Origin of the sequence: Brachybacterium massiliense, assembly GCF_900184245.1 — a bacterium.
In the GTDB taxonomy this organism is placed as follows: domain Bacteria; phylum Actinomycetota; class Actinomycetes; order Actinomycetales; family Dermabacteraceae; genus Brachybacterium; species Brachybacterium massiliense.
This window is the reverse complement of record NZ_FXXB01000008.1, coordinates 767,851-789,734: the sequence shown is the minus strand read 5'-3', so window position 1 is coordinate 789,734 and position 21,884 is coordinate 767,851. Positions and strand designations below refer to the sequence as shown.

Genomic DNA, 21,884 nt, shown 5'->3' with positions numbered 1-21,884 from the left:
GGTGCTCCCTGGCGTAGCGTTGCCCCCGTCACTTACTTTCAAGGAGGAAATATGTCGTTCACGCTGGGCATCGTCGGGATCGGCCAGTTCGGCTCCCACTTCGCGGAGCTCTTCGCCGCCCACCCCGAGATCGACGCGCTCTACGCCGTCGACTCCGTCCCCGAGCGGATCGACGCCGTCGAAGCACGAGGCGTGCGCTTCGCGGGCCGCTACGACACGCTCGAGGAGCTGCTGGCCTCGGACGTCGACGCGGTCGCGATCTTCACCCAGCGCTGGACTCACGGTGAGCACGCCCTGGCCGCCCTGCGCGCGGGCAAGCACGTCTACTCCGCCGTGCCGATGGCGATCCACGAGGACGAGATCCGCCAGATCACCGAAGAGGTCGAGCGCACGGGGCTGGTGTACATGATGGGCGAGACCAGCCAGTACAACGCCGCTGTGGTGCTGGCCCGCCGCATCCACCGCACCGGCGCCTTCGGCGAGGTGTTCTACGCCGAGGGCGACTATGTCCATGACATGGACCTCGGCTTCTATGACGCCTACAAGTACTCCGGCGGCGAGCAGTGGAGGTCCACCGCCTCCTACCCGCCCCTGCTCTACCCCACCCACTCCATCGGCGGCATCCTCGGAGTGCTGGGGGAGCGCCACGCCACCTCCGTCTCGGCGCTCGGCCGCCCCGATACCCGCGGCGATGGCGTCTTCGACAAGGACGTCTCAATGTTCGGCAACGACGTCTCCAACGCCTTCGCCCTGTTCGGCATGGACAACGGCGGCGCCTTCCGCACCAACGAGCTGCGCCGCGTGGGCTACCCCAGCCACAAGCGCGAATCCCGCTTCCGCTTCTTCGGCGAGGAGTCCAGCTTCGAGGAGACCATCGACGTCACCTACTGGCACGACAAGCAGCGCGTGCTCGAGGTGACCGATCTGATCAGCACCCAGGCCACCATGAGCCTGGACGACCCGCGCCTGGCGGACGTCTCCGAGGCGCTGCGCGACGCCTTCGTCGCCGGTGCCGCGCCCGCCCACCACCAGGCACGCCTGCCCAAGGAGTTCCAGGGCATGCCCAACGGACACGAGGGCGCCCACCACTTCCTGGTCGACGACTTCGCACGCGCCGTGGTCGACGGCATGCAGCCCATGGTCAACGCCTGGCAGGCCGCCCGCTACACCCTCCCCGGCGTCATCGCCCACCAGTCGATGAACCAGGGCGGCGAGCGGCTGCCGATCCACGACCTCGGCGACTGCCCGCTGCCGGTGCAGGACCTCGACGCCGAGCAGGAGCCGATCGACCTCGAGGCGCTGTACGCCGCGCAGGAGGCCGCCAAGGGCGCCGTCACCGAGTGATGCGGCGCGACCCCCGACGGGCCCGGCACCGCGAGGTGCCGGGCCCGTCGTCCGTGCGCGAGGGCTGACGAGGGGCTGCAGGGGCTCGCCAATTCGGCAAGGGGGTTGTGTAACAGTCGGAGCACGACGTGATCCGGGGGATGGCAAGGCGTCGCTCAAGTGGTAACTTCACTCCCGAAACGCAGTGGAATGAAGTTTTCTCATCGACCGGTCCGCGACGCGGCGCCGAGTCGGAGGACCGACGAAGGAGTCATCCATGATCGCTCGACGACACGTCCTGGCCGCCGGCGCGGCAGGCTCGGCCGCCCTCGCCCTCGCCGCCTGCGGAGGCGACTCCGGCGGTTCCGGAGGCTCCGGCGGAGAGGTGGACGGCGAGGGCAAGACCCTCACCTTCTGGCTGATGGAGGGCACCAACGCCAGCGCCGACACCTACATCGAAGAGCTCAAGACCGCGTTCACCGAGGCCACCGGAGCGACCCTCGACGTGCAGGTCCAGCCCTGGGAGGGCGCGCACGACAAGTTCGTCACCGCCATGGCCGGCGGCACCGGCCCGGACGTCGCCGAGGTCGGCACCACCTGGGTGCCTGAGTTCGCCGACGCCGGCGGGCTCGACGACCTCACCGAGGACATCGAGGCCGCGGGCCTGACCGAGGGGCTGGTCGAGGGACTCGTCGAGGCGGGCACGCTCGACGGCGCGATGTACGGCATGCCCTGGTACGCGGGCGTGCGCTCGATCCTCGGCAACCGCGAGATGCTCGAGGAGGCGGGGGTCAACTCGCAGCCCGAGAACTGGGACGAGCTGCTGACCATGATCACCACGCTCGAGGAGCACAACCCGGACTGGATCTCCTTCCCCGTCCCCGGGGCGAGCATCTTCTCCGCGACCCCCTTCATCTGGGGAGCGGGCGGCGAGATCGCCCAGGAGGCCGACGGCGCCTGGACCGCGACCATCAACTCCCCCGAGGCCGTCGAGGGCCTGACCTGGTACACGGACCTGGCCCTGAAGCACAACTCCTCGACCGCCGCGGCCACCACCTGGGTGGAGACCGAGGCGCTCGCCGAGTTCCTGCAGGAGAAGGTGCCGATGTTCATCACCGGCTCCTGGGTGCCCGCCACCATCCGCCAGGACAACCCCGAGCTGGCCGAGAAGCTGGTCGCCTTCACCATCCCCGCCAAGGACAGCCCCGTCGCGCCGTCCTTCCTCGGCGGCTCCCTGGTGTGCCGCTTCACCGAGACCCAGGAGCCCGAGCTTGCCTTCGAGCTCATCAAGCTGGTCACCACCGGCGACTTCGCCACCCGCTGGGCCGAGGAGACCAACTACTTCCCCGGCACCATCGAGGCGATGGACGAGGTGGTCGCCGGCGGCGACGAGCTCACCGCCGTCTTCGCGCAGCAGATGACCGAGGGCGGCAAGACCGTCCCGGTCACCCCCGCCTGGGGCAAGATCGAGGGCGCCAAGACCATGACCACCCTGGTGGGCACCGTGCTCGAGGGCACCCCGGTGCAGGAGGCGGCCGATACGGCCGCCGCCGAGATGGACGGCTTCTTCTCCGAATGAGCTCGACCCCGACCGTGGACACCGACGTCCCGCGGGACGGCGCGGCGGTGCTGAACCGCCGCACCGTCCCGCTGGGGCGCCGCCTCCGCCGCGCCGCCGCACCCTGGCTCCTGCTCGCCCCCGGCCTGCTCGTGCTCGGGGTGCTGCTGCTGTGGCCGATGCTGCGGGTGCTGAACCTGTCGTTCCAGGACTACGAGCTGCGCAACCTCCTGCGCGGCGACACCAACTACGTGGGCCTGGACAACTACCTCCAGGTGCTCTCGGACCCCTTCCTGTGGAAGACGGTCCTGCCGAACACCGTCGGCTTCGCGCTGGTGTGCGTGGTGCTGACGATGATCGTGGGCACCGTGGTCGCGCTGTTCCTGAACTCGCTGGGCACGGTGTGGCGATCGATCTCGACCACCGCGATCATGGTCGCCTGGGCGGTCCCCGCCCTGACCGGCACCTACATCTTCGTGTGGCTCTTCGACCCGCAGTCGGGACTGGTGATCTCCACCCTCGACGGGCTCGGGCTGATGGAGGCCGGCAGCTACAACTGGTTCACCAACCGGTGGACGTTCTATGCGATCGCCACGATCAACGTGGTCTACCACGGCTTCCCCTTCATCGCCGTGACCATGCTGGCCGGGCTGATGACCGTCCCGCACGAGCTGTACGAGGCCGCCGCGATGGACGGCGCGACCGCCTGGCGACGCTTCTGGAGCGTCACCGTGCCGACCCTGCGCCCCATCATCGCCGTCTGCGTCATCCTCTCCACGATCTGGGACTTCAAGGTGTTCGTGCAGATCTTCCTGATGCCCGGCGGTGACGGCACCACCCGCGAGGTGATGAACCTCGGCGTGTGGTCCTACACCCAGTCCTTCGCCCAGGGCGAGTACGGCATGGGGTCGACCATCGCGGTGCTGCTGACGGGCCTGCTGCTGCTCATCTCCGTGGTCTACATCCGCACGCTGATGAAGGAGGAGGAGCTGTGAACCGCAAGACGCCCGCCTCCACGGCCGGCAAGGCGATCGGCGTGGTCGTGCTGATCTCGCTGAGCCTGTTCCCGTTCTACTGGATGCTCTCCACCGCGGTGGACACCAGCCCTCTCTCGCGCGGCGCGAGCCTGCTGCCCAGCGGCTTCACCCTCGACCACTTCCGCTACGTGCTGGTCGACGCCGGATTTCTCCGCTACGTGCGGGTCTCGGTGATCGTGGCCGTGGGCACCGTGGTGCTCTCCGCGATCGTCGCGCTGCTGGCCGCGGTGGCCGTGGCGCGCTTCCGCTTCCGCCTGCGCACCCAGGTGCTGATCATGGTGCTGATGGTGCAGATGGTGCCGCTCGAGGCGCTGGTCATCCCGCTGTTCCTCCAAGCGAGGAACCTGCAGATGCTCAACTCCCTGTTGGGGCTGATCATCGTCTACCTGGGCTTCTCCCTCGCCTTCGCGATCTGGAACCTGCGCGGCTTCGTCGCGGCGGTCCCGCGCGAGCTCGAGGAGGCCGCCTACATCGACGGCGCCGGCTGGTTCCGGATGTTCCGCTCGATCCTGCTGCCGCTGGTGGCGCCGGGCCTGGTCGCCACCTCGGTGTTCTCCTTCATCACCGCCTGGAACGAGTTCATCTTCGCGCTGACCTTCATGCAGGACAGCTCGAAGTACACCGTCGGCGTGGGCCTGCGCACCTTCTTCACCCAGAACACCGCGGACTGGGGCTCGGTGATGGCCGCCTCGACGATCATCACCCTGCCCGTGGTGCTCTTCTTCGTGCTGGTCCAGCGCAACCTCGCCAAGGGCATGACCGCCGGTGCCGTGAAAGGCTGAGAGATGGCAGAGACCACCTGGGATCCCGATGCCCTCGGCGTGCTGATGGCGCCCTTCACCGGCACCGACCTGCCCGACTGGGTGGGGGAGGCGCTGGATGCCGGGCTCGCCTCGGTGATCCTGTTCGGGCACAACACCCCCGATCCGCCCACGGCCCGGCGCCTGGCCGAGGCGGTGCACGCCCGGGCCGCGGACTGCGTGGTCGCGATCGACGAGGAGGGCGGGGACGTCACCCGGATCCAGTCCGCGACCGGCTCGTCCCTGCCCACCGCCTGGGCGCTCGGCGAGATCGACGACACCGAGCTGACCCGCGCGGTGGGCAGCGCCCTCGGGGACGTGCTGGCCGCCTGCGACCTGGACCTCGACCTCGCCCCGGTGCTCGACGTCTCCACCGATCCGGCCAACCCCGTGATCGGCACCCGGGCCTTCGGCGACGACCCTGACCGGGTCGCCGCCCACGCCCGTGCCTTCGCCGCGGGCCTGGTCGAGGCGGGTCTGGGCACCTGCGCCAAGCACTTCCCCGGCCACGGCGCCACCGCGACCGACTCCCACACCGCCCTGCCGCTGATCGACCTCGAGGCCCGCCAGTTCGAGCGCGAGCACCTCGCACCCTGGGGGATCGTGCCCTGGCTGGACAGCGTGATGACCGCGCACGTGCTGGTCCCCGCCCATGGCGAGGGCCCCGCCTCGATCTCCCCCTGGTCCCGGCCGCTGCTGGACCGCGCGGCCGGCGGCCGGTACCGCGGGCTGGTGATCACCGACGCCCTGGACATGGGCGCCGTCGCACAGGACCCCGGATACGGGGAGGCCGTGGTGCGCGCGTTCGAGGCCGATGCCGACCTGCTGTGCCTGGGCACCTCGATCCGCCGCGACGACCAGCAGATGCTGCGCGAGGCCCATGACGCGCTGCTCGCGGCCGCGGCCACGGGCCGGATCTCCCGCGAGAGCCTCCGCGCCCGCGCCGAGCGCACCCGCGGGATCCTGCACACGCTGCGCACCCGTCGGCGCTTCGTGCCCGCGATGCCGCTCGCGGACGCCCTGCGCCAGGCCGAGCAGCTCGGCGCGGAGGCCGCCGCCCGCGCCGTCCGCACCCGCCGCGCCGCCCTCGAGCCCGGGCCCGTCACCGTGGCCGATGTGCGCTTCCGCGCCCAGCACGCCTCCGGCGCCCGCTCCCAGCAGCTGGTCCACGCCCTGCGCGAGTGCGGGGTGCAGGCCCAGGAGCCGGACTACCCGGGGCAGATCGACCCCGCGTCGCAGCTGCTGATCCTCCCCCGCCTGCCGCGCAGCGACGCGGAGGAGGGCGCTCGCCTCGCCGAGCTCCTGGCCCGCCGCCCCGACGCGATCGTGGTCCACACCGGCGTGCCCGACGCCGCCCCCGACCACCGCCGCCTGGTGCTCGCCCACGGCGGGGGACGCACCATGATGCGCGCCGCCGTCGCCGCCCTGCGGGGAGGCGAGCGCTGATGCGGGTGCTGGGGATGATGTCCGGCACCAGCCTCGACGGGATCGACGTGGCGGTGGTGGACTTCACGCGCGACGCCGCGGACCCCTCGACGCTGCGGGCCCGCATGCTCCACACCGGCGAGGAGCCCTGGCCGCGCGCCACCCAGGATGCGCTGCGCGCCGTGCTGCCGCCCGCTCCCGCCGACGTCGCCGCCTGGAACCGCCTGCACGCCGCGGTGGGGGACGCCTTCGCAGGAGCCGCCGCCGCGGTGCTCGCCCGGCACGGGGGCGCCGACCTGATCGCCACCCACGGCCAGACCCTCCACCACGACGTGACCGAGGACGGCACCGTCCGCGCCACGCTCCAGATCGGCGACGCCTCACGGATCGCCGAGACGACCTCCCTGCCCGTGCTCTGGGATCTGCGCACCGCCGACGTCGCCGCGGGCGGGCAGGGCGCTCCGCTCGCCCCGCTGCTGGACCAGCTGCTGCTGGGCACCGGCGGCATCCCCACCGCCGTGCTGAACATCGGCGGGATCTCCAACCTCACCCTCGTCGGCGCCGAGGAGGTGCTCGCCGGCGACCTCGGCCCCGGCAACGCCCTGCTGGACGCCGCGGTGCACGCCGCGACCGGCCGCGGCGCGGACCTCGACGCCGAGATCGCCCGCACCGGCACGGTGAGCCGCTCCGCGCTCGAGACCCTGCTGCGCGAGCCCTTCTACGCCCGCCCCCTGCCCCGCTCGACCGGCCGCGAGCACTTCGACGGCGGCTACGTGCGCCGGCAGCTCGGCGAGCAGGCGCTCGAGGCCCTGACCCTGCCCGACCTGCTCGCGACCCTCGTGGAGCTCACCGCGGTCACCATCGCCCGCGGGATCGAGCGCACCCCGGCGCGGCGCGTCGTCGCCTCCGGCGGCGGGATCCGCAACCCGCTGCTGCTCGAGCGACTCGCCGCGCACCTGGACCCGATCCCCCTGCACAGCGCCGATGACCTCGGCATCCCCGCCGACGGCAAGGAGGCGCTGCTGATCGCGCTGCTGGGCCACCACGGCGCGCACGGGATCCCCGGCACCCTCGAGCGCCCCGACGGCACCGCCCATACCGGCGCCCGGCGCCCCGTGGTGCTCGGCTCCCTCACCCCGCCCCACGGCCTGCGCACCCTGGACAGCGCCGAGACGGATCACCTGCCCGTGCACCGCCTTGTGCTCGACCCGCCCGGGGCGGAGGCGTGACGCCCCCGCTGCTGCCGCGGCTGCGCGGGCGGCGCGACGACCTCCAGCCCGTGCTGCGGCGCCTGGCCGATGTGGTGCTCGCCGACCCCGTCGCCGCCGGCCGGCTGACCATCGACCAGCTCGCCGCCGCGGCGGACTGCGCCCAGTCCTCGGTGGTGAACTTCGCCCGCGAGCTCGGCTACAGCGGCTACCGCGACTTCCGCCGCGCCCTGGTCGAGGAGGCCGCGCGCGCCGCAGGCCAGGAGGACGAGCTGGTCTTCCCCATCTCGATCGACGCCGCCGACCCCCTGGCCGTCTCCGTCTCCCGGATCGCCGCCGCGGATGGCCGCGCCGTGCGGGACACGGTGCGGCTGCTGGATATCGGGGTGCTCGAGCAGGTCGCCGAGGTGCTCGTCGGCTCCCGTCGCATCGTGCTGGTGGGGGCCGGCGCCTCGGGCCTCGCGGCGATGGACCTGCAGTACAAGCTCACCCGCCTGGGCCTGTCCGCCCATGCCCTCACCAGTGCGCATGATGCGCTGCCGGCCGTGGCGGGGCTGGGGGAGCTCGACTGCCTGGTCGCGATCTCGGACTCGGGCCGCACCACCGACGTGCTCGAGGCGCTCGCGCTCGCCGACGAGGGCGGGGCCCGCACCCTCGCGATCACCGGGGATCCCGCGAGCCCGCTGGCCCTCGGCGCGGCGCACCTGCTGCTGACCGCCTCCCGCGAGCCGTCCTTCCGGGCGGGCGCCACCAGCTCCCGCATCGCGCAGCTGACGATCGCGGACTGCCTGCTGATCGCGGTCACCGCACGCCTGCCCGACGCCGGCCAGGACGCGCTGCGCCGCACCCGCAGGGCGCTCGAGCCGCGCCGCCCCTGAGCCGCCGCCGGGTCGAGGCTCCTTGGAACTTACGGCACCGTAGGTTACGCTCGCGTCCGTGAGTGTCTTCCGATCCACGATCCCCGACGTCGCGGCCGAGGAGCCGATGGTCCAGCTCCTCGCGGCCGACGGCACCCGCACCCCGCACGACGAGCTGGACGCGGTGCTCGAGAGCAGCGGCCTGGCCACGCCCGAGCGTCTGCGCGGCTACTACCGCGACATGGTGATGATCCGCGCCGCGGACCTCGAGGCCACCACTCTGCAGCGCCAGGGCCAGCTCGGCCTGTGGGCCAGCGCGCTCGGCCAGGAGGCCGCGCAGATCGGTGCCGGCCACGCCGCGCGCGAGCAGGACTATCTGGTGCCCACCTACCGCGAGCACGGCGTGGCCTGGGCGCGCGGCATCGAGCCGTGGCGCCTGCTCGAGCTGTTCCGCGGCATCAGTCACGGCGGCTGGGACCCCAACGCCCTGCGCACCCACCCGTACATGATCGTGCTCGGCTCCCAGGCCCCGCACGCCGTGGGCTATGCGATGGGCCTGCAGCGCGACGGCGTGGTGGGCACCGGCGATGCCACCACCGACACCTCCGTGCTCGCCCTGTTCGGCGACGGCGCCTCGAGCGAGGGGGAGGTCGCGGAGTCCTTCACCTTCGCCGCCTCCTTCCAGGCTCCGGTGGTCTTCTACACCCAGAACAACCAGTGGGCCATCTCCGTGCCCACCCAGGTGCAGTCCCGGGTGCCGCTGGCCCAGCGCTCGCGCGGCTGGGGCATCCCCTCGGTGCGGGTGGACGGCAACGACGTGCTCGCCGTGCTCGGCGCGGTGCGCACGGCGCTGGACTCAGCCCGCTCGGGGCACGGGCCCGTGTTCGTCGAGGCACTCACCTACCGCATGGCCGCCCACACCACCAGCGACGACGCCTCCCGCTACCGCCCCGCCGCCGAGGAGGAGGAGTGGGCCGCGAAGGATCCGATCCTGCGCCTGCGCCGCCACCTCGAGCAGCTCGGCGAGATCGACGAGGACTACGCGACACGCTGCGACGAGGAGGCCCACGACCTCGCGATGCAGCTGCACCACCACATCCACGGCATGGAGGACCCGGACCCGGTGCGGATGTTCGACCACCCCTACGCCGAGCCGCATCCGATCGTCGACGCGGAGAGGGAGGAGTACCTCGAGTACATCTCCCAGTTCGAGGACGACGGGCAGGACCAGCAGAGCGGAGAGCAGGCATGAGCGCGGTGACCTCGGTGAACCTCCCGATCGCGAAGGCGATCACGGCCGGTCTGCGCGACGCGATGCGCGCCGATGAGCGCGTGATGATGATGGGCGAGGACATCGGCGTGCTCGGCGGCGTCTTCCGCGTCACCGACGGGCTCCACGCCGAGTTCGGCTCCCAGCGCGTGGTGGACACGCCGCTGGCCGAGGCGGGCATCGTCGGCACCGCCGTGGGCCTGGCCGTGCGCGGCTACCGCCCCGTGGTCGAGATCCAGTTCGACGGCTTCGTCTACCCGGCCTACAACCAGATCACCACCCAGGTCGCCAAGATGCACAACCGCACCAGCGGCAGCGTGAACCTGCCGATGGTCATCCGCATCCCCCACGGCGGCGGGATCGGCGCGGTCGAGCACCACTCCGAGAGCCCCGAGGCGCTGTTCGCGCACACCGCCGGGCTGCGGATCCTCGCCCCCTCGAACGCGCAGGACGCCTACTGGATGACCCGGCAGGCCATCGAGTCCGAGGACCCGGTGATCATGCTCGAGCCCAAGCGCCGCTACTGGGTCAAGGGCGATGTGGACCCCGACCACCGCCCCGCGCTCTCCCCGTGGCAGGCCGAGGTGGTGCGCGCCGGCACCGATGCGACGGTGCTGGCCTGGGGCCCGAGCATGCCGCTCGTGCTCGAGAGCGCCCAGGCCGCCGCCGAGGACGGCATCGACCTCGAGGTGATCGACGCCCGCTCCCTCGCCCCGGTGGACTACCCCGCGATCGCCGACTCGGTGCGCCGTACCGGCCGCCTGCTGATCGTGCACGAGGCCCCCGTGCTGGGCGGCCTCGGCGGAGAGATCGCGGCCCGCATCTCCGAGCAGTGCTTCTACCACCTCGAGGCGCCGGTGCTCCGCGTGGGCGGCTACCACCTGCCCTACCCGCCGGCGCGCATGGAGCACGCCTACCTCCCCGACCTGGACCGGGTGCTCGACGGCGTGGACCGCCTGCTCGAGCACTGACGGACGCGCACCCCGCGTGAAAGGATCACGACCATGAATGCCGCCGAGAACGCTGGTACCTCCCCGTCGATCGTGACGATCCCCCTCACCGATCCCGGTGAGGGCCTCACCGAGGCGGAGATCCTCGAGATCAAGGTCGCCGTCGGCGACCGCATCGAGATCAACGCCCCCGTGGTCGAGGTCGAGACCGCCAAGAGCGCCGTCGAGCTGTCCAGCCATGTCGCCGGCACCGTCGTCGCGATCCTGGTCGCGGTGGGGGACGAGGTCCCGGTGGGTTCGGGGCTGGTGCAGGTGGACACCTCCGGCGGACCCGCCCCGGCCTCCGCCCCCGCCCCCGCGGGACTCGTAGGCCGCCCCCGCCCCCGCGGGAGGGGCGGCCTACGAGGCGGAGCCGGACCCCTCGGCCGAGGAGATGGCCGAGCAGGTCGCCGCCCCCGTCGAGGAGCCCACCGCGGAGCAGCCTGCCGCGGAGCAGTCCGGCGCCGAGGAGCCCAAGAACCTGGTGGGCTACGGCGCGAGCGCCGCCCCGCAGCGTCGGCGTCGGCGCCGTGCGGAGCCCGCGCAGTCCGAGGATGATCAGCAGGTGCCGATCGGCCGGATCCTCGCCAAGCCGCCCGTGCGCAAGCTCGCCCGCGATCTCGGGATCGCGCTGCATGACGTGCTGGCCACCGGCCCCGAGGGGACCGTCACCCGCCAGGACGTGCTCGCCGCCCAGCAGCGCGCGATCGGCGGCGACACCGACGCCGCCTACTTCCCCGAGGAGTCCCCGCAGGCTCCGGAGGGCCTCTCAGGAGCCATGAAGAGCCTGCGCGACCAGCCCTTCTCGGGCGTGACCAGCGATGAGCGCACCACCCGGGTGCCGATCCGCTCGGTGCGCAAGCGCACCGCCGAGGCGATGGTGGCCTCGGCCTTCACCGCCCCGCACGTGACCGTGTTCAACGAGATCGACATGACCCACGCGATGCAGATCGTCGCGCAGCTGCGCACCGCGCGCGAATGGGCCGACGTCAAGATCAGCCCGCTGGCCGTGATCGCGAAGGCGCTGCTGGTCGCGATCCGCCGCAACCCCGAGGTCAACGCCTCCTGGGACGAGGCCGCGCAGGAGATCGTCTACAAGCACTACGTGAACCTCGGCATCGCCGCGGCCACCCCGCGCGGACTGATCGTGCCCAACCTCAAGGATGCGCACCTGATGACGCTGCGGGAGCTCGCCGAGGGCATCGGCGATCTCGCCCGCACCGCGCGCGCGGGCCGCACCTCGCTGCGCGACACCCGCGACGGCACCATCACGGTCACCAACTACGGCGTCTTCGACATCGACTCCGGCACCCCGATCCTGAACCCGGGGGAGTCCGCGATCCTCGGCGTCGGCGCGATCAAGCAGAAGCCCTGGGTGGTGGACGGCCAGATCGTGCCCCGACAGGTCGCGACGCTCTCGCTGAGCTTCGACCACCGCCTGATCGACGGGGCGCTCGGCGCGGAGCTGCTGCGCGATGTCTCCGCCGTGCTCGAGGACCCCTCGCTCGGCCTCGTGTGGGGTTGAGCGCCTCCCCGCAGCCTGTGCACGGCACCGGCACGGTCGTCGGTACGCTGTGGCGGTGACCTCGAGCCCTGCCCCTGCGCCGCGCACGCCGCGCCGTGACGACCCGCGCATGCACACGGTCGAGATGGCGGCGCTGCGCTTCGAGGAGGTCACCGCCTCGGACACCCTCGGCTCCGGCCCGGTCCGTGCGCGGCTGAGCACCTGGCAGATCGCGCTGCTGGTCTTCGCCGGCGGCGCGGCCGGCTCCCTGCTGCGCCTGATGCTGACTCTGCTGGTGCCCACGGTCACCACCCCCACCCTGGTCGAGCTGCCCTGGGCCACCTTCTGGGTGAACCTCGCGGGTTGCCTCGGGCTCGGTGTGCTCAGCGGCGTGCTCGAGGTGCGGCCCGGCAGGCCCTGGATGCATCCGCTGCTGGGCACCGGGCTGTGCGGAGGGTTCACGACCTTCTCCGCCGTGGTGCTCGAGGGCTCGGCGATGATCGGCGCGGATTTCCCGATCATCGCGCTGATCTACGGCGCCCAGACGATCCTGCTGTGCCTGGGTGCGATGGTGGCGGGCCTGCTGCTGGGACGCCGCCTCGGCGCCCGCACCGCCCCCGCCGTGCGGGACGGGGAGGAGCCATGAGCGCGGGAGGGCTGCTCCTGGCTGCCGTGCTGGTGACCCTCGGCGGCGGGCTGGGCGCAGCGGCCCGCTGGGGCCTCGGTGAGCTGGCGGTGCGCTGGGCGCGTGCGCGGCAGGCGGAGGAGCCCGAACGGATCCGGCCCTGGGCCACCTTCGCCGCGAACGTCCTCGCCTGTCTCCTGCTCGGCATCGTGGTGGCCCGCTTCGGGGCGGCGACCGGGTGGGGCGGCTACGTGAACCTGATGCTCGCGGCCGGCTTCTGCGGAGGGCTGTCCACCCTGTCCACCGCCGCGCACGACATCGTCGAGCTGGTGCGCCGCTCCAGCTTCTCGATCGCGCTGGCCTACCTGCTGCTGAGCGCCGGCAGCGGGATGGCCGCGCTCTGGGTGGGCCTGGTGATCGCGTCATGACCTCCCCCTCCGCGCGCCTGCCGCGTCCGGGGATCCTGCTCGCGCTGCTCGGCGGGCTGATCGTGCTCGGCGGCATCTCGGTGCTCGCGGCCGACGCCGCCGGTGGGGACAACCTCGTGCTGATGGACGCCGGGCCCATCGCCCGGCGCGGTGCCCCGATCGCCTCGACCCTCGCCGACCTCGCCGCCGCCCTGACCCTGGGCGGCGCCGTGGTCGCGGGCTGGCTGCTGAGGAGCGCCGAGGACCGTGCCCGGGTGCTGCTCGTGGTGGCCATCGCCGCGGGCGCGACCACCCTCGCCCGCGGCGCCTCCCTCGCCTTCTCCTACGCGGTGGCGACCGGGCAGCCCGTGGGATCACCCCGCTTCGGCTCGGACCTGTCCGTCTTCCTCGCCACCGATCTGGGGATCTGGCTGCTGACCGCGCTGGTGACCGCCGCGGCCACCACCACCATCGCGGTGCTCGGCACCTCGGTGACGATCGCCCGCACGGTCGCGGCACTGGCCTCGCTGGTGCTCTTCGCCGCCGCGATGACGGGGCACGCCGCCGGGGACGAGACCCACGAGGTGGGCACCTCGACCATGCTGATCCATCTGCTGGCCGTGGGGATCTGGCTGGGCGGCCTGGCGGTCCTGCAGCTGCTGCCGGACCGCGGGCGCGATGATGCCGCCGTGGTGCGCGGCTACTCGCATCTCGCGCTGATCTGCTGGATCGCGCTCGGGCTCAGCGGCGTGTGGGCGCTCGCGGTGCGGATGAACCACCCCGGGGAGATTCTCACCAGCGCCTACGTCCAGCTGGGCGTGGCCAAGGCGGTGCTGCTGCTCCTGCTCGCGGGCCTCGGCGCCCTGCAGCGCCGCGCGATCGCGACCGGTTTCGCCGACGGCCCCGCCGAGGGGGAGCGCCACGCGCGCGCCACCTACCGGCGCCTGGCCCTGCTCGAGCTCGCCCTGATGGGCCTGGCCGTCGCCCTCGCGGCCGCGATGAGCTCCTCTCCGCCGCCGGCCGAGACCGGTATCCCGCCCGCCGGCCCCGCCGGGGTGCTCACCGGGTATCCGCTGCCCGAGGCGCCGACGCTCGCCGCGGTGCTCACAGCCTGGCGGCCGGACCCCTTCGGCATGGCGCTGGCCTGCGTGATGCTGCTGATCTGGTGGCGCCCGCGAGCCCCGCGCCGCCCCCGCGCCCAGAGCCGCCGCCTGCTGCTCTCCGCCGTGATGCTGGTGCTGATCACCAGCGGCCCCCTGAACGTGTACAGCAAGGTGCTGGTCTCCGCGCACGTGCTGCAGCACCTGCTGCTGATGGTCACGGTGGGCGCGCTGCTGGGCAGCGTCGGGGCCGTGCCCGAGCGGCTGCGCGCCCTGCTGGGCGGCCGCTGGTGGCTGGCCCTGGTCGCGTCCCTGCTGGGGCCGGTGGCGCTGAGCGCCGCGTACATCAGCCCCTTCCTGCGCATCGCGCTCGACGGCCACGCGATGCACCTGGCGCTGCAGATGCTGGCCCTGTTCGGCGGTGCGCTGAGCGTGCTCGCCGTGCGCGCGGTCGAGGCCGCCGCGCCGCGCTGGCAGCGCCTGCTGGTGGCCGGCGCGCCGCTCGGGGCGGGGCTCGCCGCCGCCGCGGCGCTGATGCTGAGCGATCGCCTGCTCGCGGCGAGCTGGTTCGGTGCCACCGGCCGCACCTGGTGGGCCGATGCGCTCGCGGACCAGCAGCGGGGCGGCATCGCCGCGCTCGTGCTGGTGGCGGTCACCGCAGGCGTGGTCCTGGTCGCGCTGCGGCGCCGGCGCGAGCCCGCCGCGCGCTGAGGTCAGGCGAACAGGCCCCGCACCGAGCGCAGGCGCGCCAGCAGGGTGTCGCGATCCGCGACCGGCACCAGGTTCTCCGCCCCGTCGTCACCGGTCGTGAGCGCGGCGCGCGGGGTGACGCGGTGCGCGCCGAGCACGCCGCCGAGGCGCCCCAGCAGGCCCCCGTCGCGGGAGGCGGGCTTCGCCGGCACCGCCGACTCGGACCCGGCGCGCACACGACGGAACTGGGCGAGCGCGGGGGAGTCGGAGGCGGCGCCCTCGCGGGTCGCGGCCATCATGTACGCGGCGATGTCCGCCTGCTCGACGAGGATCGGCAGCACACCGCCCGAGACGCGCTGCTGGCCGAGGATCACGAGGTCGTCGCGGCCCCGCGCGAAGGCGCCCAGGAACAGATCGAGCTCGCCCGAGGCGGTGCGGGGCACCACGTCCTGGGGCAGGTGGTCCGCGCCGGACTCGTAGCCGGTGGCCAGCACGATCACATCGGGGGCGTAGGTCTGCTGCGCGGTGTCGGAGCCGGAGGCGCGGTGGGTGATGGTGCCGTCCTCCGCGATGCCGGTGACCTCGCCGGCCGGGGTGACGCGGCCCTCGCGCACGCGGTCCAGCACGTCGTCGGAGACGATCACGGCGTCCTCGAGCAGGCCGCCCTGCGGGGCGGGCAGGCCCGCCGCGACGGGATCGCCGACGGTGCGGCGGATGACGGTCTCGGCGATCTTCTGGTTCAGCCCGCCCAGCGCGGACGGCTCCCTCGAGGCGGCTACGTCACCGGGGATGCCGGCGACGCGGCGTGGCACCACCCAGTGGCCGGTGCGCATCGACCAGCGCACCTCGAGCGCGCGCCGCGCGGCGTCGACCGAGATGTCGGCGGCGGACTGCCCGGAGCCGACCACGAGCACCCGCTTGCCCTCGAGCCCGTCGGCGCCCTTCCAGTCCTTGGAGTGCATGACCTGCACCGAGGAGGGGATCTCCTGCGCCCAGCCGGGGAGGTGGGGGCGCTCGGAGATGCCGTGCGCGGAGATCACCGCGCGGTAGATCCCGATCTCGCCGGTGGACAGCTCCACCTGCCACACGCCCTCCTCGAAGGGGCGCGCGGAGCGCACGGCGGTGCGCGGGCGGAAGTGCTCGGTGAGATCGTGGCGGGCCGCGTAGGCGCGCAGGTACTTCGCCATCTGCCCGGGGGAGAGGAACTCCGGGTAGGAGACCGGCTGGAGCAGGTCCTCGTACTGGGTGTGCTCGCGCGAGGAGATCATCTCCATCGTGGGCCACACCGGGGAGTCCTCCCGCTCGGGGTCCCAGATCCCGCCGACGTGCGCGGCGCGATCGACCAGGTCGAAGGGCACCTCGAGCGCCTTGAGCGCCGCGGCGGCGGCGAGACCGGCCGGGCCGGCGCCGATGATCAGCACCTTCTCGCGGGTGGGGATCTGGTGGTGGGGATCGGGCATCGAGGGAAGCCTTCTTCCGAGTCGGGCGGCGCGCGGTGCCCGGTGCGTCCCGGGCACCCGGCTCAGCAGCGGGCGGACGCTCGCCATCCTATCGCCGCGCCCGGTGCCGCGACGCCCGCTCCCTGGCCAGGAGCAGCGCGCCGGGCATACCGGTGGGCGCGGTGCGGAAGGAGCGGCCGGCCTCCCGCAGCCGAGTCGTCACGGTCTCGCCGAGCGGGCCGGGGCCGGTGAGCACGGAGCCGGCGAGCACCACCGGCAGTGCGGCCCCCGGATCCAGGGCCTGCACGGTCTCGAGCACGTGGGAGACGGCGAGGTCGAGGATCTCGCGGGCCACCGGGTCCTCGGCCACCATCCCGGGGAGGCGCGCGAAACGGCCCAGCGCCGCGGGCGCCTCCGCCGGCAGCTCCTCGTCCAGCGCCCGGATCAGATCCTGGCGCGGGTCGCCGGTGGGGGAGGGAGGACGCTCGCCCTCGCGCAGGTCCAGGCCCAGCATCGCCCCCACCTCCTCGGTCAGGCGTGTGCGCGGGCCGCGGCCGTCGAGATCCGCGGCGACCGCCTCGAGGGTGCGTCGGCCCAGCCACACCGCCGAGCCGATGTCGCCCAGCAGCCAGCCCATCCCGTCCCGGCGAGCCACCGCCTGTCGTTCCTCGAAGCGCACCGCGACCGCACCGGTCCCGGCGAGCACGAGCAGTCCGTCGTCCCCCACACCCCCGGAGAGGAAGGCGGTGTGCAGGTCGTCGGTGACCAGGATCCGCTCCGGCGCGATCCCCAGGCCCGCGAGCCGCTCGGCGACCCCGCGCCGCACCTCCTCGGCCCGCGCCGGTCCCGCGCCCGAGACGCCCAGCGCCACCGCGAGGATCTCCCCATCGGCCCCGAGCTGCTCGCGACCCTGTTCCAGCACCTGCTGGACCGTGCGCGTGATGTTCTCGAGAGCGGCCGTGCCCGAGGATCGCAGGTTCGCGCCGGGCCCCTCCGCCTCGGCGAGGATCGCACCGTCCAGCGGGGCCAGGGCGATGCGGGAGCTGGTCCCGCCGATGTCCCCGGCCAGCAGCAGGCGCGGCGGCGCGGTGGTCGCCGCTGGTGCGTCGGTGTGCGCGGCGTCGCCGGGCCCCTCGTGGGGCGGCCGGGTCTCGGATGTGCTCATCGTGGTCCCCCTCGTCCTAGCCCACATGCTAGGCGGGCGCCGCCGGGATCTGCTGCGCACGGCGCGTCCCGGTGCGATGCGGCGCCGAGGGAGGATCTCGCTACCCTGGGTGCGAGCACGGCAGGCCCCGCACGGAGGACCGACGACGGTCCGGAGGCGGGGTGCCGCCTCCCGTCCCCGACCCCAGGAGCCCCCGTGACCTCTCCCGAGCGGGACCAGACGTCCCTCGACGTGAGCCTCGTCGACCTCGCCTCCCCGACCGAGGAGCGCAACCCGGCCAGCGCCGAGCTCGATGCGCTCGACGCCCACGGCATGGTCGAGGTGATCCTCGGCCAGGAGGCGACGGTCGCCGCGGCGGTCCAGGCCCGGGCCCCTCAGATCGCGGCGCTGGTCGAGGTGTGCGTGCAGGCCATCTCCGCGGGCGGCACCGTCCACTACCTCGGCGCGGGCACCTCGGGACGGCTCGCGGTGCTCGACGCCGTCGAGCTCGCCCCCACCTTCAACGCCGACCCCTCGATGATCACCGCGCACCTCGCGGGCGGGGACGGAGCCTTCCTCACCGCCGTCGAGGGGGCCGAGGACTCCACCGAGGCCGGCGCCGAGCTGGTCGCACAGGAGTGCGCCCCCGGTGACGTGGTGATCGGGCTGGCCGCGAGCGGGCGCACCCCCTTCGTGGCCGGTGCGCTCGAGGCGGCTCGCGCGGCGGGGATGCCCACCGCGCTGATCTCCGCGAACCCGGAGGCTCCGCTCGCCCCGCTGGCCGATCACCCGATCCTGCTGGACGTCGGCCCCGAGGTGGTCACCGGCTCCACCCGCATGAAGGCCGGCACGGCGCAGAAGCTGACCCTGAACGCCCTGTCCACCGCGACGATGGTGCGGCTCGGCACCACCTTCGGGAACCTCATGATCGACGTCCGGCCCACCAACGCGAAGCTCGTGGCCCGCACCGTGCGGATGCTGGTGCAGGCCAGCGGCGTGGACCCGCAGCATGCGGCGCGCGTGCTCGAGGCGGCGGGCGGCAGCGTGCGCGTGGCCGTGGTGGCGCTGCTCGCGGGCGCCGAGGTGGACGCCGCACGCGAGGTGCTCGAGCGCTTCCCGCGCGATGCCGGGCGCCTGGGCGATCCGGCGGGGATCCGCTCCGCGGTCGGCGCGCTGGCCGGGCAGGGCTGAGATCCCGCGCGGATAAACCCTGGACCGCTGCCGGCGGTGCCCGTAGGGTGCCGGCATGCGTCTGTGATCAGCCCCGCCATGCACCCCACCCGTGTCCAGGAGCTGATCCATGCCCGCGCATCCCTCGTCCTCCCCGTCCGTCGACGCCGTCTCCACGGACCCCGCCCTGCATCTGCGGGCCGACGGCCTCTCCTTCGCGTATCCGGACCGCCGGGTGCTCACGGATGTGAGCCTCGTGGTCCCTGCAGGGCGACCCACCGGCCTGCTCGGCGAGAACGGCAGCGGGAAGTCCACCCTGCTGCGGATCCTCGCTGGGCAGCTGCGCCCCGAGGCGGGCACCGTCGCGGTGCCCGGGCCGATCGGCGTGCTCCACCAGGAGCTGCCCTTCCCACCCGCCGCGACCCTCGCCGAGGTGATCGCCCACGCCCTCGAGCGCTCGCGCCGCCTCGAGCAGGAGCTGATCACCGCCGGTGAGGTCCTCGGCGCGGACGGGGGAGAGCCCGCACCCCGTGCGGTGCAGCGCTACGACCAGCTGCTGGCCGAGGCGACGATCGCCGACGTGTGGAACGCCGAGCGGCGCGCCGACGAGGTGGTCGAGGGGCTGGGCCTCGGCGACCTCGACCGCGCCACCGGGATCGGGAAGATCAGCGGCGGCCAGCGCGAGCGCCTCGCCCTCGCGCACCTGCTGATCTCCCGCCCCACCAGCTGGTTGCTGGACGAGCCCACCAACCACCTCGACGAGCCCGGCGCCGCCTTCCTCGCCGCGGCGATCGCCGCGCATCCCGGCCCGGTGCTGATCGCCAGCCACGACCGCGCCTTCCTCGACGACGCGACCGTCGCCCAGCTCGACCTCGACCCCGCCGAGTCCCCGGTCGCGGCCGAGCCGGGCGGGCTCACCGCGTACACCGGCGGGTTCAGCGACTACCTGCTGGCCCGCTTCGAGGCCCGGGACCGCTGGGAGCATCGCTACCGCACCGAGCAGGAGGAGCTGGCAAACCTGCGCCAGGCGGTGGTGGACGCCGCGAGCGTCGGCCATGCCGGTGCCGCGCCGCGCACCGAGGCCCGGGCCGCGAAGAAGTTCTACGCCGACCGCAACGCCGCCGTGGTCTCCCGCCGGCTGCGGGAGTCCCGCGCCCGCCTCGCCCAGCTCGAGCAGAACCAGGTGCGCAGGCCGCCCGCCGAGCTGCACCTGACCCACCTGCCGCAGGCCGACGCACCCACCGGTGCCGGCGCGGTGCAGCTCGCGCTCAGCGGCGTCACGCTCACGGGCCGCCTCGCACCGACCTCCTTCAGCCTCTCGGCCGGGCAGCATCTGCTGGTCACCGGACCGAACGGGAGCGGGAAGTCGACGCTGCTGGACCTGGTGGTCGGCGCTCTCGAGCCCACGGCGGGCACCGTGGATCGCCCGCGCGGCCTGCGGATCGGCCACCTCGGCCAGGACGACATCGCGCCGGTCGGCATCAGCGTGGGCCGCCACTTGCGGGAGGCCGCGGGGCTCGACGGTGCGGAGGACAGCGCCGTGCCGGAGCTGTTCGGACTGGTCCATCCTCGCGACCTCGCCCGGCCCCTGGAGCTGCTCTCGCGCGGTCAGCTGCGCCGGGTGATGCTCGCCGCCGTGCTGCTGCGCGGCCCCGAGGTGCTGGTGCTCGATGAGCCCACCAACCATCTCGCCCTGGTCACCGCGACCCGGCTCGAGGCGGCGCTCGCGCAGTGGGAGGGCACCGTGCTGATCGCCTCCCACGACCGCTGGCTGCGCAGCCGCTGGCAGGGCGAGCGGCTCGAGCTGCCCGCCCGCACGGACCCGCCCGCCTGAGCGCCGCCCCAGCACGGGACCGGCCGCCTGGGCGCGGCTCATGCGCGGAGCCGACCGGCCGCGCACCGCAGGGCGCACGTTCATCCGCGTTCATGTTCCTCGGCACGGGGCATGCGGCCGGTCCAGTCTGGGTCCATCACCCGTCACAGGAGGAGCACCGCCATGACCGAGCAGACCCACAGGTTCGAGACCCTCACCATCCACGCCGGCCAGACCCCCGACTCCGATGCGGGCTCGCGCGCGCTGCCGATCCACCAGACCACGAGCTTCGTGTTCCCCTCGGCGCAGTCCGCCGCGGATCGCTTCGCGCTCGCCGAGGCCGCGCCCATCTACACCCGCATCACCAATCCCACCCAGGCGGCGGTCGAGGATCGCATCGCCGCGCTCGAGGGTGGGGCGGCGGGCCTGCTGCTCGCCTCCGGGCAGAGCGCGATCACCCTGTCGATCCTCAACCTCGCCGGCGCCGGCGACTCCATCGCCGTCTCCCCGAGCCTCTACGGCGGCTCCTTCAACCTGTTCAAGCACACCCTCAGCCGCCTGGGCATCACCGCGCAGTGGGTCGAGGACCCCACCGATCCGGCGTCCTGGCGGGCGGCCGCGGATGAGACCACCCGGGCGTTCTTCGTCGAGTCGATCCCCAACCCCAAGCAGGACATCCCCGATCTGCGGGCGATCGCGGACGTCGCCCATGAGATCGGGGTGCCGCTGATCGTCGACAACACTGTCGCCACCCCGTTCCTGCTGCGCCCGCTCGAGCACGGCGCGGACATCGTGGTGCACTCGGCCACCAAGTTCCTCGGCGGCCACGGCACCTCGATCGCCGGCGTGCTCGTGGACGGCGACAGCTTCGACTTCGCCGCCCATGCCGAGAAGTACCCCCAGTTCAACCAGCCGGACGAGTCCTACAACGGCCTCGTCTTCGCGGGCCTGCCCGCCGCCTTCGCGACCCGCGCGCGCACCAACCTGCTGCGCGACCTGGGCCCGGCGGTCTCCCCGTTCAACGCCTTCCTCATCGGCCAGGGTCTGGAGACGCTGCCGCTGCGCATGGAGCGCCACCTGGAGAACACCCGCAAGGTCGCCGACTTCCTTGAGGCCGACGAGCGGGTGGGCCAGGTGACCTGGGCGTCGCTTGACTCCTCCCCGTACAAGGAGACCGCGGACAGGTACCTCCCCCAGGGCGCCGGCAGCGTGCTCGGCTTCGTCCTGCCGGGCGGGCTCGAGGCCGGCCGACGCTTCGTGGACGCGCTGACCCTCCACTCGCACGTGGCGAACATCGGCGACGTGCGCAGCCTCGTCATCCACCCCGCCTCGACCACTCACTCGCAGCTGAGCGAGCAGGAGCAGCGCGCCGCCGGCATCGAGCCGGGCTTCGTGCGCCTGAGCGTGGGCATCGAGCACATCGACGACATCCTCGCCGACATCGAGCAGGGCCTGGCCGCTGCCTCGGCCTGAGCCCTGAGGGCATCGCACGGCGAGGGGCGGCGGGCCTCGGAGCACTCGTGCA

At 73.4% G+C, this 21,884-nt stretch carries 19 protein-coding genes; 17 read left to right on the top strand and 2 right to left on the bottom strand.

The genetic code is table 11. The features are described from left to right. Positions 1-51 precede the first annotated feature (51 nt). The 14 genes from BN4251_RS13675 to BN4251_RS13615 all read left to right on the top strand — a co-directional run bounded on the left by BN4251_RS13675 (position 52) and on the right by BN4251_RS13615 (position 14,814). Entirely contained in the window at positions 52-1,344 is a 1,293-nt protein-coding gene (locus tag BN4251_RS13675; RefSeq protein WP_087485610.1) for a Gfo/Idh/MocA family protein, read from the top strand. A 256-nt stretch (positions 1,345-1,600) separates the two neighbouring features. Further along, positions 1,601-2,902 (top strand): sugar ABC transporter substrate-binding protein, encoded by a 1,302-nt coding sequence (locus BN4251_RS13670; protein ID WP_087485609.1) that lies wholly within the window; start codon positions 1,601-1,603, stop codon positions 2,900-2,902. After that, the gene (locus BN4251_RS13665) at positions 2,899-3,876 is read left to right on the top strand and encodes a carbohydrate ABC transporter permease (protein WP_087485608.1); all 978 of its coding nucleotides are present in this window, start codon (positions 2,899-2,901) and stop codon (positions 3,874-3,876) included. Before BN4251_RS13670 ends, BN4251_RS13665 begins: the two co-directional genes overlap by 4 nt. After that, on the top strand, positions 3,873-4,700 hold the full coding sequence (locus tag BN4251_RS13660) for a carbohydrate ABC transporter permease (protein ID WP_087485607.1): 828 nt from the start codon (positions 3,873-3,875) through the stop codon (positions 4,698-4,700). Before BN4251_RS13665 ends, BN4251_RS13660 begins: the two co-directional genes overlap by 4 nt. 3 nt (positions 4,701-4,703) lie before the next feature. After that, positions 4,704-6,164 (top strand): glycoside hydrolase family 3 N-terminal domain-containing protein, encoded by a 1,461-nt coding sequence (locus BN4251_RS13655; RefSeq protein WP_087485606.1) that lies wholly within the window; start codon positions 4,704-4,706, stop codon positions 6,162-6,164. Then, a complete protein-coding gene (locus tag BN4251_RS13650; RefSeq protein WP_087485605.1) occupies positions 6,164-7,372 on the top strand; it encodes an anhydro-N-acetylmuramic acid kinase in 1,209 nt (402 codons plus the stop codon). The genes BN4251_RS13655 and BN4251_RS13650 overlap by 1 nt, the downstream gene beginning before the upstream one ends. Continuing rightward, positions 7,369-8,229 carry a MurR/RpiR family transcriptional regulator gene (locus BN4251_RS13645; protein ID WP_087485604.1) on the top strand — a complete coding sequence of 287 codons (861 nt, stop codon included), beginning with the start codon at positions 7,369-7,371 and terminating at the stop codon, positions 8,227-8,229. The genes BN4251_RS13650 and BN4251_RS13645 overlap by 4 nt, the downstream gene beginning before the upstream one ends. 106 nt (positions 8,230-8,335) lie before the next feature. Further along, positions 8,336-9,460: a thiamine pyrophosphate-dependent enzyme gene (locus BN4251_RS13640; RefSeq protein WP_087485603.1), complete on the top strand. Its 1,125-nt coding sequence runs from the start codon at positions 8,336-8,338 to the stop codon at positions 9,458-9,460. After that, entirely contained in the window at positions 9,457-10,449 is a 993-nt protein-coding gene (locus BN4251_RS13635; RefSeq protein ID WP_087485602.1) for an alpha-ketoacid dehydrogenase subunit beta, read from the top strand. Before BN4251_RS13640 ends, BN4251_RS13635 begins: the two co-directional genes overlap by 4 nt. 33 nt (positions 10,450-10,482) lie before the next feature. Next, positions 10,483-11,025, top strand: a complete 543-nt coding sequence (locus BN4251_RS18760) for a biotin/lipoyl-containing protein (protein ID WP_245810356.1) — start codon at positions 10,483-10,485, stop codon at positions 11,023-11,025. After that, positions 10,952-11,992, top strand: a complete 1,041-nt coding sequence (locus BN4251_RS13630; protein WP_245810424.1) for a dihydrolipoamide acetyltransferase family protein — start codon at positions 10,952-10,954, stop codon at positions 11,990-11,992. Before BN4251_RS18760 ends, BN4251_RS13630 begins: the two co-directional genes overlap by 74 nt. Positions 11,993-12,047: 55 nt before the next feature. Continuing rightward, the gene (locus BN4251_RS13625; protein WP_245810355.1) at positions 12,048-12,617 is read left to right on the top strand and encodes a fluoride efflux transporter FluC; all 570 of its coding nucleotides are present in this window, start codon (positions 12,048-12,050) and stop codon (positions 12,615-12,617) included. Next, positions 12,614-13,024: a fluoride efflux transporter FluC gene (locus BN4251_RS13620; protein ID WP_087485601.1), complete on the top strand. Its 411-nt coding sequence runs from the start codon at positions 12,614-12,616 to the stop codon at positions 13,022-13,024. Before BN4251_RS13625 ends, BN4251_RS13620 begins: the two co-directional genes overlap by 4 nt. Next, complete coding sequence (locus BN4251_RS13615) at positions 13,021-14,814, top strand: cytochrome c oxidase assembly protein (protein WP_087485600.1); 1,794 nt, start codon at positions 13,021-13,023, stop codon at positions 14,812-14,814. Before BN4251_RS13620 ends, BN4251_RS13615 begins: the two co-directional genes overlap by 4 nt. Positions 14,815-14,816: 2 nt before the next feature. Here BN4251_RS13615 and BN4251_RS13610 read toward each other — a convergent pair whose 3' ends face one another. Both BN4251_RS13610 and BN4251_RS13605 read right to left on the bottom strand, forming a co-directional pair. Then, positions 14,817-16,253: a flavin-containing monooxygenase gene (locus BN4251_RS13610; RefSeq protein WP_087485599.1), complete on the bottom strand. Its 1,437-nt coding sequence runs from the start codon at positions 16,251-16,253 to the stop codon at positions 14,817-14,819. A gap of 88 nt (positions 16,254-16,341) precedes the next feature. After that, positions 16,342-17,397 (bottom strand): N-acetylglucosamine kinase, encoded by a 1,056-nt coding sequence (locus BN4251_RS13605; protein WP_087485598.1) that lies wholly within the window; start codon positions 17,395-17,397, stop codon positions 16,342-16,344. A 195-nt stretch (positions 17,398-17,592) separates the two neighbouring features. Here BN4251_RS13605 and BN4251_RS13600 point away from each other — a divergent pair, with 195 nt between their 5' ends. The 3 genes from BN4251_RS13600 (at position 17,593) to BN4251_RS13590 (ending at position 21,832) form a co-directional block, all read left to right on the top strand. Beyond that, a complete protein-coding gene (locus BN4251_RS13600; RefSeq protein ID WP_087485597.1) occupies positions 17,593-18,567 on the top strand; it encodes an N-acetylmuramic acid 6-phosphate etherase in 975 nt (324 codons plus the stop codon). A gap of 109 nt (positions 18,568-18,676) precedes the next feature. Continuing rightward, positions 18,677-20,380 (top strand): ABC-F family ATP-binding cassette domain-containing protein, encoded by a 1,704-nt coding sequence (locus tag BN4251_RS13595; protein ID WP_087485596.1) that lies wholly within the window; start codon positions 18,677-18,679, stop codon positions 20,378-20,380. 162 nt (positions 20,381-20,542) lie between these two features. After that, a complete protein-coding gene (locus tag BN4251_RS13590; RefSeq protein WP_087485595.1) occupies positions 20,543-21,832 on the top strand; it encodes an O-acetylhomoserine aminocarboxypropyltransferase/cysteine synthase family protein in 1,290 nt (429 codons plus the stop codon). The last annotated feature ends 52 nt before the right edge of the window (positions 21,833-21,884 follow it).

Coding starts and splice junctions, on each gene's coding strand:
- BN4251_RS13675 (WP_087485610.1), top strand. CDS start 52: ATGTCGTTCACGCTGGGCATCGTCGGGATCGGCCAGTTCGGCTCCCAC.
- BN4251_RS13670 (WP_087485609.1), top strand. CDS start 1,601: ATGATCGCTCGACGACACGTCCTGGCCGCCGGCGCGGCAGGCTCGGCC.
- BN4251_RS13665 (WP_087485608.1), top strand. CDS start 2,899: ATGAGCTCGACCCCGACCGTGGACACCGACGTCCCGCGGGACGGCGCG.
- BN4251_RS13655 (WP_087485606.1), top strand. CDS start 4,704: ATGGCAGAGACCACCTGGGATCCCGATGCCCTCGGCGTGCTGATGGCG.
- BN4251_RS13650 (WP_087485605.1), top strand. CDS start 6,164: ATGCGGGTGCTGGGGATGATGTCCGGCACCAGCCTCGACGGGATCGAC.
- BN4251_RS13640 (WP_087485603.1), top strand. CDS start 8,336: ATGGTCCAGCTCCTCGCGGCCGACGGCACCCGCACCCCGCACGACGAG.
- BN4251_RS13635 (WP_087485602.1), top strand. CDS start 9,457: ATGAGCGCGGTGACCTCGGTGAACCTCCCGATCGCGAAGGCGATCACG.
- BN4251_RS18760 (WP_245810356.1), top strand. CDS start 10,483: ATGAATGCCGCCGAGAACGCTGGTACCTCCCCGTCGATCGTGACGATC.
- BN4251_RS13620 (WP_087485601.1), top strand. CDS start 12,614: ATGAGCGCGGGAGGGCTGCTCCTGGCTGCCGTGCTGGTGACCCTCGGC.
- BN4251_RS13615 (WP_087485600.1), top strand. CDS start 13,021: ATGACCTCCCCCTCCGCGCGCCTGCCGCGTCCGGGGATCCTGCTCGCG.
- BN4251_RS13610 (WP_087485599.1), bottom strand. CDS start 16,253: ATGCCCGATCCCCACCACCAGATCCCCACCCGCGAGAAGGTGCTGATC.
- BN4251_RS13605 (WP_087485598.1), bottom strand. CDS start 17,397: ATGAGCACATCCGAGACCCGGCCGCCCCACGAGGGGCCCGGCGACGCC.
- BN4251_RS13595 (WP_087485596.1), top strand. CDS start 18,677: ATGCCCGCGCATCCCTCGTCCTCCCCGTCCGTCGACGCCGTCTCCACG.
- BN4251_RS13590 (WP_087485595.1), top strand. CDS start 20,543: ATGACCGAGCAGACCCACAGGTTCGAGACCCTCACCATCCACGCCGGC.